Source organism: Faecalibacter macacae (genome assembly GCF_003687725.1).
Classification (GTDB): Bacteria; Bacteroidota; Bacteroidia; order Flavobacteriales; family Weeksellaceae; genus Empedobacter; species Empedobacter macacae.
This window is the reverse complement of the sequence record NZ_RDOJ01000009.1, coordinates 17,562-34,337: the sequence shown is the minus strand read 5'-3', so window position 1 is coordinate 34,337 and position 16,776 is coordinate 17,562. Positions and strand designations below refer to the sequence as shown.

The 16,776-nt window shown below is 28.3% G+C and carries 15 protein-coding genes; 9 read left to right on the top strand and 6 right to left on the bottom strand.

Annotated elements, in window-relative coordinates; all coding sequences use genetic code 11:
- Positions 1 to 15 precede the first annotated feature (15 nt).
- The 3 genes from EAH69_RS07905 to EAH69_RS07895 all read left to right on the top strand — a co-directional run bounded on the left by EAH69_RS07905 (position 16) and on the right by EAH69_RS07895 (position 3,548).
- Positions 16 to 1,020 (top strand): TQO small subunit DoxD, encoded by a 1,005-nt coding sequence (locus tag EAH69_RS07905; RefSeq protein ID WP_121934655.1) that lies wholly within the window; start codon positions 16 to 18, stop codon positions 1,018 to 1,020.
- Positions 1,021 to 1,116: 96 nt separating this feature from the next.
- Entirely contained in the window at positions 1,117 to 1,488 is a 372-nt protein-coding gene (locus EAH69_RS07900) for a hypothetical protein (protein ID WP_230466749.1), read from the top strand.
- Between the two features lie 41 nt (positions 1,489 to 1,529).
- On the top strand, positions 1,530 to 3,548 hold the full coding sequence (locus tag EAH69_RS07895) for a TonB-dependent receptor domain-containing protein (RefSeq protein WP_121934653.1): 2,019 nt from the start codon (positions 1,530 to 1,532) through the stop codon (positions 3,546 to 3,548).
- A 51-nt stretch (positions 3,549 to 3,599) separates the two neighbouring features.
- Here EAH69_RS07895 and EAH69_RS07890 read toward each other — a convergent pair whose 3' ends face one another.
- A complete protein-coding gene (locus EAH69_RS07890; protein WP_121934652.1) occupies positions 3,600 to 4,112 on the bottom strand; it encodes a hypothetical protein in 513 nt (170 codons plus the stop codon).
- 132 nt (positions 4,113 to 4,244) lie between these two features.
- On the opposite strand from EAH69_RS07890, the gene EAH69_RS07885 reads away from it, so the two are divergent.
- The gene (locus EAH69_RS07885) at positions 4,245 to 5,684 is read left to right on the top strand and encodes an FAD-dependent oxidoreductase (RefSeq protein WP_121934651.1); all 1,440 of its coding nucleotides are present in this window, start codon (positions 4,245 to 4,247) and stop codon (positions 5,682 to 5,684) included.
- 11 nt (positions 5,685 to 5,695) lie between these two features.
- Here EAH69_RS07885 and EAH69_RS07880 read toward each other — a convergent pair whose 3' ends face one another.
- On the bottom strand, positions 5,696 to 6,586 hold the full coding sequence (locus EAH69_RS07880; RefSeq protein ID WP_121934650.1) for a diacylglycerol/lipid kinase family protein: 891 nt from the start codon (positions 6,584 to 6,586) through the stop codon (positions 5,696 to 5,698).
- Between the two features lie 179 nt (positions 6,587 to 6,765).
- Here EAH69_RS07880 and EAH69_RS07875 point away from each other — a divergent pair, with 179 nt between their 5' ends.
- Complete coding sequence (locus tag EAH69_RS07875) at positions 6,766 to 7,677, top strand: YeiH family protein (protein ID WP_121934649.1); 912 nt, start codon at positions 6,766 to 6,768, stop codon at positions 7,675 to 7,677.
- Positions 7,678 to 7,717: 40 nt separating this feature from the next.
- Positions 7,718 to 8,350, top strand: coding sequence for a peptidylprolyl isomerase (locus EAH69_RS07870; protein WP_121934648.1), 633 nt, complete (start codon positions 7,718 to 7,720; stop codon positions 8,348 to 8,350).
- 6 nt (positions 8,351 to 8,356) lie between these two features.
- Here the strand turns inward: EAH69_RS07870 and EAH69_RS07865 are convergent, their stop codons facing one another.
- The 3 genes from EAH69_RS07865 to EAH69_RS07855 all read right to left on the bottom strand — a co-directional run bounded on the left by EAH69_RS07865 (position 8,357) and on the right by EAH69_RS07855 (position 10,281).
- Positions 8,357 to 9,046: a DUF1826 domain-containing protein gene (locus EAH69_RS07865; RefSeq protein WP_230466748.1), complete on the bottom strand. Its 690-nt coding sequence runs from the start codon at positions 9,044 to 9,046 to the stop codon at positions 8,357 to 8,359.
- 91 nt (positions 9,047 to 9,137) lie between these two features.
- A complete protein-coding gene (locus EAH69_RS07860) occupies positions 9,138 to 9,602 on the bottom strand; it encodes an OsmC family protein (protein WP_394338567.1) in 465 nt (154 codons plus the stop codon).
- Positions 9,562 to 10,281, bottom strand: a complete 720-nt coding sequence (locus EAH69_RS07855; protein WP_121934645.1) for a uracil-DNA glycosylase — start codon at positions 10,279 to 10,281, stop codon at positions 9,562 to 9,564. The genes EAH69_RS07860 and EAH69_RS07855 overlap by 41 nt, the downstream gene beginning before the upstream one ends.
- Positions 10,282 to 10,387: 106 nt before the next feature.
- Between EAH69_RS07855 and EAH69_RS07850 the strand changes: the two genes are divergently transcribed.
- On the top strand, positions 10,388 to 12,538 hold the full coding sequence (locus EAH69_RS07850; RefSeq protein ID WP_121934644.1) for an endonuclease MutS2: 2,151 nt from the start codon (positions 10,388 to 10,390) through the stop codon (positions 12,536 to 12,538).
- 129 nt (positions 12,539 to 12,667) lie between these two features.
- On the opposite strand, the gene EAH69_RS07845 is transcribed toward EAH69_RS07850, so the two are convergent.
- Entirely contained in the window at positions 12,668 to 14,008 is a 1,341-nt protein-coding gene (locus EAH69_RS07845; RefSeq protein ID WP_121934643.1) for a phosphatase PAP2 family protein, read from the bottom strand.
- A gap of 485 nt (positions 14,009 to 14,493) precedes the next feature.
- On the opposite strand from EAH69_RS07845, the gene EAH69_RS07840 reads away from it, so the two are divergent.
- Positions 14,494 to 15,537 carry an endonuclease gene (locus EAH69_RS07840; protein WP_230466747.1) on the top strand — a complete coding sequence of 348 codons (1,044 nt, stop codon included), beginning with the start codon at positions 14,494 to 14,496 and terminating at the stop codon, positions 15,535 to 15,537.
- 4 nt (positions 15,538 to 15,541) lie between these two features.
- A complete protein-coding gene (locus EAH69_RS07835) occupies positions 15,542 to 16,687 on the top strand; it encodes an endonuclease (RefSeq protein ID WP_121934641.1) in 1,146 nt (381 codons plus the stop codon).
- The last annotated feature ends 89 nt before the right edge of the window (positions 16,688 to 16,776 follow it).

The window sequence follows — 16,776 nt, the reverse complement described above, 5'->3', positions numbered from 1 at the left end:
AATTAAAAAAAAGCTATGCAAAACTCACAAAACCAGCTACATAATTACGCTGGATTATTTACCTTGTCCTTACGTATTGTAATCGGATGGACTTATTTTTCTGCCTTTTGGAGAAGATTAATTTTAGAAAATAAATTAATTCCTAACGAAGCTGGATATATTGGAGAAAAATTTAATCACTTTTTACCCAACGCACTAGGAATAAAGCCATTAATAGAATATCTCGTTTTGAATCCTGATAAATTGTATTATTCTATGGTTACATTTACAATAATAGAAGCTATAGTTGGGCTATTTATTATACTTGGCCTATTTACAAGACTAATGAGCGTTGGAGTATTTGGACTTGCAATGGGAATTTTATTAGGATCTGGATGGATTGGTACTACGTGCTTAGATGAATGGCAAATTGGAGTTTTAGGAATCGCTTCTGGTTTTACACTTTTCTTAACCGGAAGTGGGTATTACTCCTTAGATAAATTGCTTATAAATAAAAAACTAAAATGGACACAAACATCTTGGTTTTCTTGGCTTGGATCTGGCAATCTCCCAGTTGTTATATCTAAAAAATTCATTTTAATGGTTTCTTTATTAATCCTAGGATTAACCTTATTTACCAATCAATATTTTCATGGTGGAGTTTTCGGAAAATTGCACAACAAATCTGTTAAACCTAAAATTGAAATTTCACAAATTACTAAAATGGATAATCAGATCCAATTTCAGATCTATCGTACTGAAGGTGCCGATGTTTATGGTTCATTTTTAATCGGAATTCAATTTCTAAATGAAAAAAAACAAATTGTACACGAATATAAAATGGCTGATTTATCTCAATTAAATTCTAACGAAATCAATAATATTTACGTCGCAAAAGTAAAACCTGGTAAACATAGTTTAATAATTCCTTTAGGTGCGAAAGCTGATTTAAAACTTAAAGTTAATGATATAAACCAAATTACATCTATTAAACTTTTAGATATTAGCGGTATTGAATGGGAAGAAAGCTTAATAAAATAATACATGTTATTTATAATCGGATGAAATAAGCTTCATCCGATTTTTATCATATTATAGCCAATTAAGATAAATTAATTTTGATTTTAAATTTATATTTTGCCAAAACATTTTCTATATATATGTATTACATTAGCCCTATTGGTACGAAGCGCTTTCGCACCAATTACAATGCTAGTTTATACCATAGAAAAAGATGCATTTGTAGAATATTTATGTATAAATACAGATCAGCCTGAGTTGCATTGTGAAGGTTCATGTCAATTAAAAAAAATCGGTGATTTTTACGAACATCAACACAAAGAAAATCATAAGAGTATTTCATATATTTCTATCGTTTGGAATATCTCTACAACATCTGATTTTGAAATTTATACTCCACTTGTAATAAAAAAACAACAGTTCTTTCATTACACAAATTTTTACCAGTTTATTTTTGAAAAAGCAGATTTAAAACCACCTGTTGTTTAACAAGAAAATAGTTAAACAATAATAATTTTAAATCAAATTCAATGAAAAGATTCATCATAACGTCTTTTTGTTGCGCATCTTCTATGGGATATGCTCAGCAAATGGACAGTATTAACACATCCATAAATTTAGATCCTGTTTCTATATTTAATCACTTAAAAACAAATATTAAACCTAATACAAGTTCAAATTTCAATCATAATGATATATTTAATTCTCATCAAGAAATTAAATTAATTAAGAGAAGTAATTACGCAATCGATCCTAGTTTTAGAGCTAATCAATACGAACAACTCAATGTTCAGTTTGATGGCGGTATTAAAGCAATGAATGCATGTCCGAATCGAATGGATCCTATTACAACTCATTTATCAATGAATCAAATTCAGGAAGTAGAAGTTATAAAAGGCCCTTATTCTATGCGTTTTGGACCAAATTTTGGAGGAATTATCAACTTAATTTCTCATCAACTAAACGATAAATATGGATTTCAAGCTAACTATATTAGTAGTTTTCAATCCAATCCGAATGCATTTACAAATCAACTTAAATTATCTTATAATAAAGAAAAATGGGATGTACAAGCTGGTTACAATTATCAAGATTCTAAAAATTACAAAGATGGGAACGGAATAATTGTACCAAGCTCTTATAAATCACAAGATTATTTTTTGAAATTGGGATTAAAATCAAATAATAAAAGTCGATACGAGTTTGGATTACAACAACAATTCGGTCGTAATATATTACATCCAACTTTACCTATGGATACAAGTTATGACGACACTACAATATTTCACTTTATAGGAAAAACGAAACTAAAAAATAGCTTTGTAAAAGAAATTCAAAGTAAAATTTATTCAAGTTTTGTAACACATCAAATGAATAATTTAAATCGACCAAATTCAAAAATGATGCGTATGATAACAGATGTTGAAAGTACTACAATTGGCGGGAAAATTGAAGCAATTTGGAAGTTAAAAAAACTTAATATTTACAACGGATTAGATTGGATTTATATACACCGAGATGGATTAAAAAACAGTACTATGTTAATGCATGATGGACATTTAATTACCAATCCTATCACAAAACAATCATCTGTATGGCAAAATACAAATCAAAATAATTTAGGTTTATTTTTTCAAGGAGATTATCATATAAACTCAACAAATAAATTTGACTTTGGTTTTAGAATTGATAAAAATGAATTAAAAATAAACGATCCATCTATTTTATTTCAAACATATTATTCTAATTTAAATCCTATTGATTATAATTTTAGCGGAACTCTTAGTTACACAAAAAATTTAACCCATAATCAGAAAATTTCATTTTTATTTGGACGTGGAATTAGAAGTGGTGATATGATTGAACGTACAATCAATCTACATCAAGTCGGCATGGATGGTGCTAGTTATTTTGGAAATCCAAATTTAAAACCTGAAGAAAATTATCAATTTGAAATTCAATACAAAAAACAAAATAATAAACTACATTTAGATTTTTCTGTCTATCAATCATTCATTAAAAATTACATCGTCGCTAAACAAGATTTTTTTATGATTGATGGTAATAAACAAAATTTAAAACAATTTACAAATATTCAAAATGCAATTAAAGTTGGATTTGATTTAGGTTGGAATTATCATTTTAATTCCAATTATGGTTTAAACGGAAATTTAAATTATATCTATACCAAAAATAAAGATTGGAATGAAGCTATAGCGCTTACTCCTCCATTAGAAAATACGATTAAATTTAGTTTTCAGAATAAATGGTTGAATTTGAATCTTGAACACCAATTTGTAAATCATCAAAATAGAATAGCAAATTCATTTGGAGAAAAATATTCAACAAGCTACCATTTAATGCATTTTAATTCTTTGATTAAGTTAACTGATAAAATTCAGTTGACTTTTGGTATCGAAAATTTATTTGATAAATTCTATCAAAGTCATTTAAATTTTAATTACAAAAATCAATTAGATTTACCTTTAATGCAACGTATGGCAAATCCTGGACGAAATTTCAAACTTCAAATGAAGTATAATTTTTAAATAAAAAAAGCCTTAGTTAAAAATTAACTAGGGCTTTTTTAAAATTATAACTTACTTTTTACATTCGTTATAAGCTTCTGTAATTTTTATTATATCATAATCAGGATAATTATTAGTTTGCGTCCATTCTTTTAATAATTGGGGACAATCTTTAATTAATTTGGCAATTCTTTTTTTAGAATTTGAAGCATTTACATTAATCATTTCATTGTTTTTAATCAATATTGAAAAAATAAGTTTTTCACCATCATATGGATTAAAAGTACGCAAATAGTAAAGAGATAAAGGACCAACTACTGCCTCCTCATAAAAATTAGTTTTATCATTATTTAAAGTAACATACTTTACTAACTTTTCATTTTCTTTAATAAAAATAGATTGTATTTCTTTTGGTTTTAATTTGACCTTTATTTCATCCACTAAAAAAGTAACCATTTTTGGATGATAATCAAGAAATTCTCCACTAATTGTATCATTTTTTATCGTGATGTAATATTCTTTTTGTATTTGAGCTGTAAGTAGATAACTAGTTAAAAATAATTTAATAAAAAATAGAAATTTCATATTTGTTTTTATTTACTCAAAAATATTAAATTTTTACTCATTATAACATAACTACATTTTTAATCTGATGATAGACTAACAGCTAGTTTTATCTTATTTTTGCAAATAATAAGCATCATTAAATTAGAGAAATTGAGCACAAAAGATAATTGGATAAGTTGTACTTCTTGCAAAGGTCAAGGTAAAAAAAGTCAAGGTGTTTCTAAAAAGAAACTGTTACGTTACGAATCTGCATTAGCTCAATTTCATAAAAATGAACAAGCAACTGAAGCACCTATTAAACCTAAAAACTCGATGCAAATTTGTACCACTTGTTCAGGTACAGGATTAGAAATCTACAATGGGCAACCAATCCCTGATGAAAATAAATATCCGCATGTTGCTATTATCGGTGCCGGAATTGGAGGTATTGCACTTGCATTAGCTTGTTTACATCGTCAAATTCCATTTACACTTTTTGAACGTGATCGTTCTTTTTTGGATCGTTCACAAGGTTATGGCTTAACATTACAACAAGCAAGTAAAGAAATTAAAAAATTCGGAATAAACGATTTAACTGAAGGAATCGTTTCTACTTTACACCTAGCGCATACAATCGATGGAAATGTAATTGCCCAATGGGGTATTAGAAAATTGATTGATAAAGAAGCTATAGAAGAAAAGAATAAAAATAAAGCAACTAATATTCATATTGCTAGACAATCTTTACGCTTAGCTTTTCTAAATCAATTAGGTGGAGATAGTAAAGTTGTATGGAACCATCAATTAACTGATTATAAAGTTAGTGATAAAATTGAATTAACTTTTGAAGTAGACGGAATTCAAAAACAGTATAAAGCAGATTTACTTGTTGGTGCTGACGGAATCCGAAGTCGTGTACGTAATAAATTAATTGGCGAAGATAAAAGCCCTTTACGTTATCTAGGTTGTATTGTTATTTTAGGCATTTGTAAGTTAGATGCTCTAAAAAATTTAAATAATCCTTTATTAGATCAAGCAACAGTTTTTCAGACCGCTAATGGTACGGAAAGAATGTACATGATGCCTTATGATAAAGATTCGATTATGTGGCAATTTAGTTATCCGATATCTGAAGAAGAAGCTAAAATTTTAAGTAAAAAAGGTGCTGAAGAATTAAAGAAGGAAGTAATTAAAAAAACGCAATGGCACGCACCTATTCCTCAAATTATTGCAGCTACTAAAACGGAAGAAATCACAGGATATCCTGTATATGACAGAGCATTATTGAATCCCGAATTACTTGCAAATGCAGGACCAGTAACTATTCTTGGCGATGCTGCCCATCCGATGAGTCCATTTAAAGGACAAGGTGCAAATCAGGCTTTATTAGATGCTTTATTATTGGCTCAAAAAATAACAACAGCATATAATGAAGGGAATACTAATCTTGATATTCGAGAAAAAGTATTGAAACCTTTTGAAAAAGAAATGATTGACCGCAGCAGCGTTAAAGTTAAAAAATCAGCAGATGCTGCTAAATTTCTACATTCTGACATTGTGCTTCAAGAAGGAAATGTTACGTTTGGATCTAAATTTAATACTAACTTATAGCAACAAGATTATTAATTTGATGGAATAATTACATAAAGTGCATTAGGCAAAATACTAACTTTTGCCTGATTTTCATTAATAATAATTGCCTCACCATCGATTTGAGCCTTAATTTGATCAAATTTAGAAGTAAAAATAATTTCTTCACCCTGAAAAACATTAGCCTTTTTCATTTTATGAATTTGATTTGTTAAAACTGAAAATCCAAAAATTAAAAGCTGAAAAAAGTTAAGCTTTTCTACACATAAAAGATCCAATTTTTGATCATTTAACTTAGCATTTGGATTGAACGAAATTCCATACCCTGCTTCGTTAGAATTTGAACATAAAACAAAAAAATAGCTTTTATCTTTTATCTCAAATCCATCTATCGAAAGATTAAATTGTAAAGGATTAAAATTAAAAAATGACCAAATTGTAGCGTTAAAATATCCTAATAAATTACGTTTACTTTGTTCTGTGTAACGATGAATAACTGTCGAATCTATTCCTAAACCCATATTACTAAAAAAGTATTTGCCATTCATCAATCCTACATCTATTTGGCTGATTTTATCTGAAATTACAATTTCTAATGCCTTAATTTCGTCCTTTGGAATTTTAAGGTTTGAAGCTAATCCATTTCCCGAACCAATAGGAATAACTCCTAAAGGTATAGACTTCCCTACTAATGCTTGCGCAACTTCATTAATTGTACCATCTCCTCCACAAGCGATAATTTTTGTTGGATTATTTCTAACTTCTTCCTGAATAATCTGAATTGAATGTCCTTCATATTCAGTAAAACGAATTATTACTTCTTCTTCTCTATCTTTGAAAAAATCATCAATAATCAACTTTAAACTTTTACCTTTTCCTTTTCCAGAAATTGGATTAATAATGAATATAATTTTATTTTTCATTTAATAAATGATTCGTAAATAAATAATCTGCTGTTTGGTAATTTGCAATAATAGATCGCTCTAATTTAGCGTTAACAGGAATATCCTGCAAGTTTTGTTTTATCAGTCTAAAACTGTAACAAATGTTACATAAATTTTAACTAATAAAACATAATTTAGCTCTTGTTAAAACTACATAAATGACTGCCAGGATTTTTTATATTTTATTTATAATAATTTCTTTATTGCCAATTACAAATTCAGCTATAGCCTTATTATTAGGAATTACATTTGGATTAATTTTTAATAATTATTGGTCATCTTTTTCTAAAAATTATTCAAAAAAAATCTTAAACATCTCTATCATTGGTTTAGGATTTGGTCTAAACTTACATGAAGCAATTTCTGTTAGTAAAGATGGATTTTTAATTACATTAATTACAATATCAACTGTCTTCGTTTTAGGTTTTATTTTGTACAAAATATTGAAAACCGATAAAAACACTTCTTTATTAATATCCTCCGGAACTGCTATTTGTGGTGGAAGTGCTATTGCAGCAATTTCATCCGTAATAAATCCAAAAGCCAATCAAATATCAATTGCTTTGGTAATTGTTTTTATCCTAAATGCAGTTGCACTTATTTTATTCCCTATTCTTGGAAATCTATTAAACCTGAGTCAATATCAATTTGGATTATGGTCTGCGATTGCAATACATGATACTAGTTCTGTAGTTGGTGCAGCAAAAACATTTGGAGACGAAGCGTTAGAAATCGCAACAACAGTAAAATTAAGTAGAACACTTTGGATATTTCCTGTTGCTATTATAATAAGTTTGTTTCAGAAAAAAACGAATCAATCCAAAATTAAATTTCCATTTTTTATCATCGGATTTATAGTAGCTATGGTTATTGCCACTTATTACCCACAAGGAGAAAATGTTTATTCAATAATTACTACTATTTCAAAACAACTGCTTTGTGTGTCATTATTTATGATTGGGTCTTTAATTAATTTTAAATCTTTTAAAGAAGCAGGAATCAAAACAATGGCATTTGCAATCATTTTATGGATAGCAATTTCTATTATTTCATTAATATTAATTTATTAAAGTGTATAGTTTTAGTATATTTAAATTTCAATAATATAAAATGAGAAATCAAATATTAGGTTTTATAGCTTTGCTTTCATTAACAAGTTGTACTACAAACACTGTTGTAAAAGAAAAGTGGACGACTAAAAAAGCACCTGAAGTTTTTGTTGCAAGATTAACAACAACAAAAGGTAATATTGATATTGAGGTTGAAAGAAAATTATCACCAAATGCAGCGGATCGTTTTTATCAATTAGTTAAATACGATTTTTTTAAAGATGGCACTTTTTATAGAGTAGTTCCAAATTTTGTAGCTCAATTTGGAAATACAGATACAGTTATTGCCAATCAATGGAAAAAATACAAAGTTTTAGACGAACCTGTTATTAATGGAAATAAAAAAGGAACTCTTAGTTTTGCGAGATATGGTAAAGACACGAGAGAATTAGATTTATTTATCAATCTTAATCACAATGCAAGATTAGATACAGCAAGTTATGAAGGAGCTGTTGGATTTCCTACTTTCGGTAACGTAATAAATGGCATGGATGTCGTAAATAGTTTATATAATGGTTATGGCGAAGCTACGATGAAAGAAGACGATATTTACAATAGTACAGCCGCAATGAGAAGTAAGTTTCCGAAATTAGATGTAATTAAAAAGGCAAAAATTATAAAAAAATCAAAATAGCTTTTTCTAACAAATTAATAATAAACGATATTCACCATCATTTTCTTTAGGCGCACGATGTACACAAGGTAAAACCGCTTGATTTGGATGATCTACTGCTAAACGCCAAAGATGACCTATACCTAAATTTGTAGGTGTAGCATTTTCTTTGGCATGGTAGTGTAAATCAAAAAAGTATTCTTTTAAAAATTCTTCAAAATCACCATCCGAATCATCGTGCAATTCCTTAAGTTTTTCTCTAATTTCAGGAATTAAAATCTTCTGCGTTACCTCTTCATTCGCAATAATATCACTAGAAGCTCCGTAATATGTACAAAGATATGTATCAGTTAAAATTGGAGACCTGTCTACATGATAAGAATATACATCTGTCGAGATAAAATCAAACTCATCATCACGAGCGTATGATTTTAATAAATTTAAAGTAGGCTGAGCTCCAAATTCAGTTAAATATTCCAGATCTGATATTATAATTTCTCTGGCTAATTTTCCTTGATCGCTAAGTTCTAAAGCTAATAAATCTTCTATTAATACTTCAGTTATATCATCTTTCAAAACTAATTTTGAAACAATTTCTTTAAAATCACCAGATAATTCACGTTGCCAACAAGTTGCATTTTTAGTACCGTAAAATTCAAACCCAATTAAATCTTTAAAATTTGAAACGACTTCTACTTGTTTAGAACTATAACTCATAAGAATTGATTATTGATTGACAAAAATAAATCGAATTCTACTATTAATTATATATTTCAATTAGTAATAACCGTATATTTTAAGTAATATATTACTCTAGAATAATAGTTACGTGATGTTCTACAGGAAATTTACATGAATTTGCAATGAAACATAGTTCGTTCGCTTTATTATGTAATTCTTTAGCAAGATTTGGATCTGATTTTGATGAAATAATCACCGTTGGGTTTAATATCACTTTAATTATTTGACCACTTCCGTCGGAATTTACTTCAAGACAAGCTTCTGATTGATCTGTATAGGAAATTACATCTATTTTATTAATAGAACAACAATACATATAAGACATCATATGACAAGATGTTAAACTACTTAATAATAAATCTTCTGGATTATATAAAGAAGGATCTCCCTTAAAGTTTTTAGCAGCAGAAACCTCTAATAGTTCTTTCCCTTCAATAACTATTGAATGTGATTTAGAATAAAAACGTTTTGGAGAATCTTTAGATTTCTCTTTAAAAGTCCAATTTAATACTGCTTTGAATATATGTTGCATTATTTGATGCTATTAGTTGCCAATCTATTTTTTGTTTTCCAATGCTTTCTAAAAATTCATTTGTTTTAGAAAATGGTTTACTTCCCCAAAAACCTCTATAAACAGATAATGGAGATGGATGTGCAGATTCTATTACAAAATGTTTTTCTCTATCAATTTTAGCCCCTTTTTTTTGCGCATAACTACCCCAAAGTATAAATACAATCCCTTCTTTTTCTTCAGCTAATTTTTGAATAACTGCATCAGTAAAAATTTCCCAACCTTTCTTTTGATGTGATCCTGCTTTTGAAGCTTCTACAGTTAAAGTTGCATTTAACATTAAAACTCCTTGTTCTGCCCATTTGCTTAAATCACCAGAAGTTGGTATAGGTATTCCTAAATCATCTTGTAATTCTTTATAGATATTTTGTAAACTTGGTGGAAATTTTATTCCATCATTTACTGAAAAACTTAATCCATTGGCTTGATTTGGGCCGTGATATGGATCCTGACCTAATATTACTACTTTTACGTCATTAAATTTAGTTGCATCAAAAGCCGCAAATATTTTATCAAAAGATGGATAAATCATTTTAGTTTGATATTCAGCCCCTACAAAAGACATTAAATCTAAGTAATATTCTTTTGAAAATTCATTTTTTAAAACCTCATGCCAGCTTTGTTCAATAGACAGTTTCATTGTAATAATTTTCGATAAAAATAATTACTTCATATTTGAAATCAAATGATCTTAGATATAAAATATAATATTATTAGAATTATAAATATTATGTAATTTTGCTTTAATGCAAATATCAAATCAAACCTTAAAAGATTTAGAGTTTCATGTTGTTCAATCAGAGATTGCAGCATTTGCTTACACTGAAAAAGTTGTAGATCAAATTACAGAATTGCAACCCTATTCAGACCAAGATGAATTAATTCAAGATTTATATACAACTAACGAGTATTTAGCAAGTTTTGAAAGTGGAAATACTTTCCCTTTTGCTGAATATTTTATTATTGACGAATATTTAAAGCGTTTAGAAATTGAAAATTATTATCTGCCTGCAGAAGAATTTTTCAAAATAAAATCAAACGCATTACAAGTAAAGGAAATTTTAAAGTACTTAACTAATTTCCAAGAATATACTCCTACTCTATTTACGAAAGCTTCATCGATACAATATGAAAAAGATATTGTAAAATTAATCGATACAGTTTTTAATAAATTTGGAGAAGTAAAAGATGATGCAAGTCCTGAATTAAAAATTGTTCGTGATCGTTTACGTCATCTCAATTCGCGTATTACAGAGTTATTTAATAAATCAATGGCATATCATTCAGATTATTTAGATGATATTCGCGAATCTGTAATTGGAAATCGACGTGTTTTAGCCGTTAAATCATTCCAAAGAAAACGTGTAAAAGGACAATTTTTAGGAACTTCAAAAACAGGTTCTATTACATTTATTGAGCCAGAAAGTGTACAAGGTCCACGCCGTGAATTTGAAGAATTAAAAGAAGATGAAAAACACCTTATTATTCAAATTCTATTAGATTTAACAGCAAAAATCGCAGTTTATCGACCAAATTTGGAAGAATATCAGGCGTTTTTAGAGTATATTGACTTTACACAAGCTAAAGCAAAATATGCACAAAGTATTAATGGAATATTACCAAAAATTAATAAAGATCAACTTCAAATTAAACTGGTAGATGCCTATCATCCATTATTATATTTAAACAATATTAGAAATAATGAACGTACAATTCCTCAAAGTTTACATTTAGACAAAGATTGTCGCATTATCATTATTTCAGGTCCTAATGCTGGTGGAAAATCGATTACTTTAAAGACGATTGGTTTATTACAAATAATGGTTCAATCAGGAGTTTTAGTACCTGTAAATGAAGAAAGCGAATTCGGATTTTTTACTCAAATTTTTACAGATATTGGAGATAATCAATCCATCGAAAACCATTTATCGACATATAGTTATCGCTTAAAACAAATGTCTTATTTCTTGAAACAAGCCGACGAAAATTCATTATTATTAGTTGATGAGTTTGGTACAGGATCTGACCCAGAATTGGGTGGAGCTTTGGCTGAAGTATTCTTTGAAGAATTTTATGAAAGACAATCATATGGTATTTTCACAACTCACTATACCAACATCAAATTAAGCGCAGAAAGATTACCAGAAGCGATTAATGCATGTATGTTATTTGATAAAAAATCGTTAGAACCATTATATCGATTAGAAATCGGTCAAGCCGGAAGTTCTTTCACATTTGAGGTTGCTGAAAAAAATAAAATTCCATTCCGATTAATAAATCGTGCAAAGAAAAAAGTAGAAAGTGAAAAAGTTAGTTTAGACAAAACGATTTTAAAACTTCAACAAGAAAAATTTGAAATTCAGAAAACGAAAAATCAAGTAGAAGAATTAAAAGAAACGAGTTTAGTTCAAACTGAAGAATTAGAACAAACAAAGGAAAAAATTCAACAAAAATTGTATGATTTCCAACAATTATATGATCGTGAACAAAAAACGATGATGTTAGGAAAACGTATCGTAGACATGTCTGATTCTTACCTGAAATCGAAGAATAAAAAACAATTAATTGCTAATTTCTTGAAGATTATCGAAATGGAAAATTCGAAAAAAACAAAAGAAGTTCAGCAATTGAAGAAAATCGAAAAAATAATTGAAAAGGAAGTTCAACGTGAATTGAAAGAAAATTCAAAAGAGATTTCGAAACAAAAAGAAGTGATTGAACAGAAAGAAAAAGCTGCGACACAAAAGAAAATTGACAACCTAAAAGTTGGTGATCGTGTCAAAATACATGGATCCAGCTCGGTTGGGACAATTGACAAAATAAGTAAAGATGTAGTTTTTGTTAACTATGGTTTATTTACAACACAAATCAAAGTACACGAAGTTTATAAAATATAATTGAAAAGCCATTACAAAATTTGTAATGGCTTTTTTTATGCTTCATTTTTCTACCAAGGAATTGTTGATATATCTAAATAATTTGAAGAAAGATTGGATCTATCTTTAAAATTAATAAAATATGCAGATCTAAAAATATGCAGTAAGTTTTAGCCCTATTCCAACATAATTCATTTTTTCTTTAGCACTAGCATTTAAATTATCATCCATTTCATCATCCGCTAAGATTTCATTAAATTTATAGTTAATTGTAGATGAACTCGCATTGTAATCAGAATACAAAGTAATTCCTAATTCATTATTAATCTTGTAAGTTAAAGATACTCCGCTATTGAATCTAAAACTATCAGTTGGTTTATATTCAGCAATTTCGAATTCATTAGTAGGAGCATCTATGAAATCATCCTTTAATAAAATTTTACCACTTGCACCTATAGAATAACCTAGCTTTGCTTTTAACATTAATTGAAAATTATCGTTAAAATCATAAGCATAATATGGACCAATACCAAAATTTAAAAAACCCAAAGATTGTGTAACTATATCAACATGTTCTAAACCCTGATCATCCAAATCAAAATGAGTTTTTAAAACAGGAAAACTGCTAAAAGTAATATCTGCACCTATACCCCATTTTTTATTTATGAAGTAAGCACCTTCTAAACCAGCTTCAAAACCGACTTCTTTTTTATCATCAAGTTCAGATTCCTTTAAAAAATTAGTTGTTCCCAATGCTGATCCGACTTTTAATGCTAAGAACGATGGATTATCATTACCTGATATTTTTGATAATAAACCTTCATTATCACCATTATTTTTATAGAATTTATTTATAAAAAAATAGCCTAATTCAGTTGATAAAATACCGATCCCTGCTCCAGCTAAAACATCAGAAATCCAATGTCTATTATTTAAATTCCTACCTAAACCAGTAAAAGTTGCAGCACTATATCCACCTATACTATATAATGGATTTACTAAACCATATTCTTTATGTAAAAAAGTTGCATTCGTAAAAGCCATAGAAGTATGTCCAGAAGGAAAAGAATTATTTGCAGAACCATCCGGTCTCTCAACGTCTACACTATTTTTAACAGTATTTACAATTATTCCCATAATAGCTAAACTACTTGCATAAGATATAGTAGCTCTTAAAGTATTATTACGACCTTTAACACCTGCTATTTTTAATCCAAAAACAGCTGCTGCAGGACTGTATTGTAAATAATCATCATAATCTACTTTAAATGTTGGGATATATCTATTTCTAATTTCTCTAATATTTTCTCTCTCACTCCATGAAGCTGCTGAAGCTACAAAAAAAATACTTGGAGCGATCGCTTTATTTATCCACTTTCCTTCAGTAAAATCTACTTTATCATAACTATACTTTGTATTTAATACTAGAGAATCTTGAGCACATATTATTGACTGTTGAAGTAATAATAAAATAAATAAAAATTTAACCATAAAATACTATTATACATATAGTTAAATATATATAAAGTGTAATAGATTATGCGAATTTTAAACAATTAAAAAATCCATTACATTATATAATGGATTTTTTTAATCGTGATTTATTTTTTTAAAACCTTTAAAAAAAGATGTTATAAAAAGTAATAATACGTATACAATTGGTACAAGAAATAATACAAGTAATACAATAAATAGTTTTGTCATGGAATAATGGAATTTATTAATATTTAACAATAGTAATATTAAGGCATTTAAATCAAAATGTTTATTTTTTTATATATTATTTACAAATATTACTTAAATTATATCAATTCAATATTTTTATGACAATATAAATGAATTTTCACTCAAAATCATTAGGTTTAATTATTTATTTTTTTCATATTAATAAATTAATTCAACACTTTATAGATTATTGTTAAATATTGCATATGTTTGCAAGCCAAAATTTTAAATATAAACTAAATTCATTTTTAATGAAAAAACTTTCTACAATTTTATTTGTATTAACTTGTATTTATACGCAAGCTCAACAATCTTACTACAGCGGTATAGATTTAAATTTACGAGGATTAGCACTTAAACAAGAACTAGCCGAATTAATTACTTCTACACATACGAAAACTTTATCTTATTCAAATGTTTGGAATGCATTAAAAGTTACAGATCTTGATCCAACAGACAATAGTAGAGTAATCCAAATCTATGGTTATAATAAAAACTCTACAGGAAACGATGCTTACTACAACCGAAAAGATAACAATGGTGGTGGAAGTGGACAATGGAACCGTGAGCATACTTACGCTAAATCTCTAGGTTCTCCAAATTTAAATACATCTGGACCTGGTGCAGATGCACATCATTTAAGAGCATCTGACGTACAAAGAAACTCATCGCGTGGAAATTTAAAATTCATTGATGGTTCTGGGAATTCAGCTAAAGTTGGAAGCGGTTGGTATCCTGGAGATGAATGGAAAGGAGATGTTGCTCGTATGATGATGTATATGTATTTACGTTATGGTGACAGATGTAAACCAACAGCAGTAGGATTTGGAAGCACAGCAAATACTCCTGATCAAATGATTGACTTATTTTTACGTTGGAATGCGGAAGATCCAGTTTCTCAATTCGAAATTCAACGTAATGAATATATGGGAAATAGAAGTAATACTTACGCACAAGGTAATCGTAACCCATTTATTGATAATCCTTATTTAGCTACATTAATCTGGGGTGGTCCAGCTGCAGAAAACTTATGGAGTTCATTATCTACAGAAAATTATAATTATACAGAAAACAAAATCAGTACTTACACAAACGGGACAAGTATTTTTGTACAATCTACAACAGAATTAATTCAATCTATTTCTATTTATTCGCCAAGTGGACAATTAAACAAAGTGTTTAATAATACATCTAATCAAAAGAATATAGAAATACGTAATAATTCTAAAGGAATTCATATCCTAAAAATTACTGGTAATAATATTAACGATACTAAAAAAGTAGTTATAAAATAATATTATGAAAAAAGCAATCTACTCTATTCTATTTATTAATTTAAGTCTATCTGCTTTTGCACAAATTCCTACTGGTTATTACGACAATGCTAATGGTACAGGTTATGCATTAAAAACTCAACTACACGAGATAATTAAAGCTAATCATACTGATAGAACTTATAATGGTTTAAAAGATTTATACAAAAGTACTGATCCAAAAAATGGATTTAGAGATAAATATTATGAAAACGATGATACAGTTCTAGATATCTATTCTGAAAACCCTACAGGACGTGATCCTTACAATTACATTCCTGGAGATAATCTAGGTGCAGGACAAGAAGGTGGCGGTTACAATCGTGAACATTTAGTTCCACAATCGTTTTTTGACGAATATAAAACTAACCCTATGCGTACAGATGCTTTTCACGTTTGGCCTACCGATGGTAAAGTTAACGGATGGAGAAGTAATTTTGCATTCGGTAATGTTGTAAATAGAAACTCCGCTTCGCCTTGTAACAGTGGTGCAACAAATACTCCATGTAAATCATTAAATGGAACCACAAAAGGAAAATATATAACTAACAATTCAATTACTGTAGTAGAACCAATCGATGAATTTAAAGGAGATATTGCTCGTGCTTTATTGTACTTCTCTACTCGTTACGAAGATATGATGCCTGATTTTTACAGAACTACAAGAAGTAATTCTAAAGTGATGTTTGACGGTAGTACTAACAAAGCATTTTCTGACGAATTCTTAAACCAACTAATTACTTGGCATGTACAGGATCCTGTTTCGCAAAGAGAATTAGACATCAATGATTTAATCTACAACTATCAAGGAAACAGAAATCCATATATTGATAATCCTGATTACGTACAACGTATTTGGGGAACTTTATCTTCTACAGATTTCGATTACCAAGATAGAACTGATATTAGTGTAATAAACACTAATAATCAATCTGTAATTGTAGAATTAAAAAACAATAATAAAAAGATTCAGCAAGTTTCAGTATACAATTTAAATGGTCAATTAGTTCAACAAGAACAAAATCATAATAATTCTGAAAAAATGGAAATCAAAATCCTAACGAAAGGAGTATATGTCATCAAAGTTGTTGGAAACGGACTTGAAATTAATAGAAAAGTTATAATTAAATAATCAATTTATATAATACCAAAAAAAGCCACTCAAATGAGTGGCTTTTTAAATATATAAACTTTGTCTTTTGTGTAGTTGTAAAGGAATTC

What these genes read in the sequence shown, in the direction of transcription:
- EAH69_RS07890 (WP_121934652.1), bottom strand. Translation starts at nt 4,112, where the DNA reads ATGAAATTTCTATTTTTTATTAAATTATTTTTAACTAGTTATCTACTT.
- EAH69_RS07905 (WP_121934655.1), top strand. Translation starts at nt 16, where the DNA reads ATGCAAAACTCACAAAACCAGCTACATAATTACGCTGGATTATTTACC.
- EAH69_RS07895 (WP_121934653.1), top strand. Translation starts at nt 1,530, where the DNA reads ATGAAAAGATTCATCATAACGTCTTTTTGTTGCGCATCTTCTATGGGA.
- EAH69_RS07865 (WP_230466748.1), bottom strand. Translation starts at nt 9,046, where the DNA reads ATGAGTTATAGTTCTAAACAAGTAGAAGTCGTTTCAAATTTTAAAGAT.
- EAH69_RS07835 (WP_121934641.1), top strand. Translation starts at nt 15,542, where the DNA reads ATGAAAAAAGCAATCTACTCTATTCTATTTATTAATTTAAGTCTATCT.
- EAH69_RS07870 (WP_121934648.1), top strand. Translation starts at nt 7,718, where the DNA reads ATGAGAAATCAAATATTAGGTTTTATAGCTTTGCTTTCATTAACAAGT.
- EAH69_RS07855 (WP_121934645.1), bottom strand. Translation starts at nt 10,281, where the DNA reads ATGAAACTGTCTATTGAACAAAGCTGGCATGAGGTTTTAAAAAATGAA.
- EAH69_RS07845 (WP_121934643.1), bottom strand. Translation starts at nt 14,008, where the DNA reads ATGGTTAAATTTTTATTTATTTTATTATTACTTCAACAGTCAATAATA.
- EAH69_RS07850 (WP_121934644.1), top strand. Translation starts at nt 10,388, where the DNA reads ATGCAAATATCAAATCAAACCTTAAAAGATTTAGAGTTTCATGTTGTT.
- EAH69_RS07880 (WP_121934650.1), bottom strand. Translation starts at nt 6,586, where the DNA reads ATGAAAAATAAAATTATATTCATTATTAATCCAATTTCTGGAAAAGGA.
- EAH69_RS07860 (WP_394338567.1), bottom strand. Translation starts at nt 9,602, where the DNA reads ATGCAACATATATTCAAAGCAGTATTAAATTGGACTTTTAAAGAGAAA.
- EAH69_RS07840 (WP_230466747.1), top strand. Translation starts at nt 14,494, where the DNA reads ATGAAAAAACTTTCTACAATTTTATTTGTATTAACTTGTATTTATACG.
- EAH69_RS07875 (WP_121934649.1), top strand. Translation starts at nt 6,766, where the DNA reads ATGACTGCCAGGATTTTTTATATTTTATTTATAATAATTTCTTTATTG.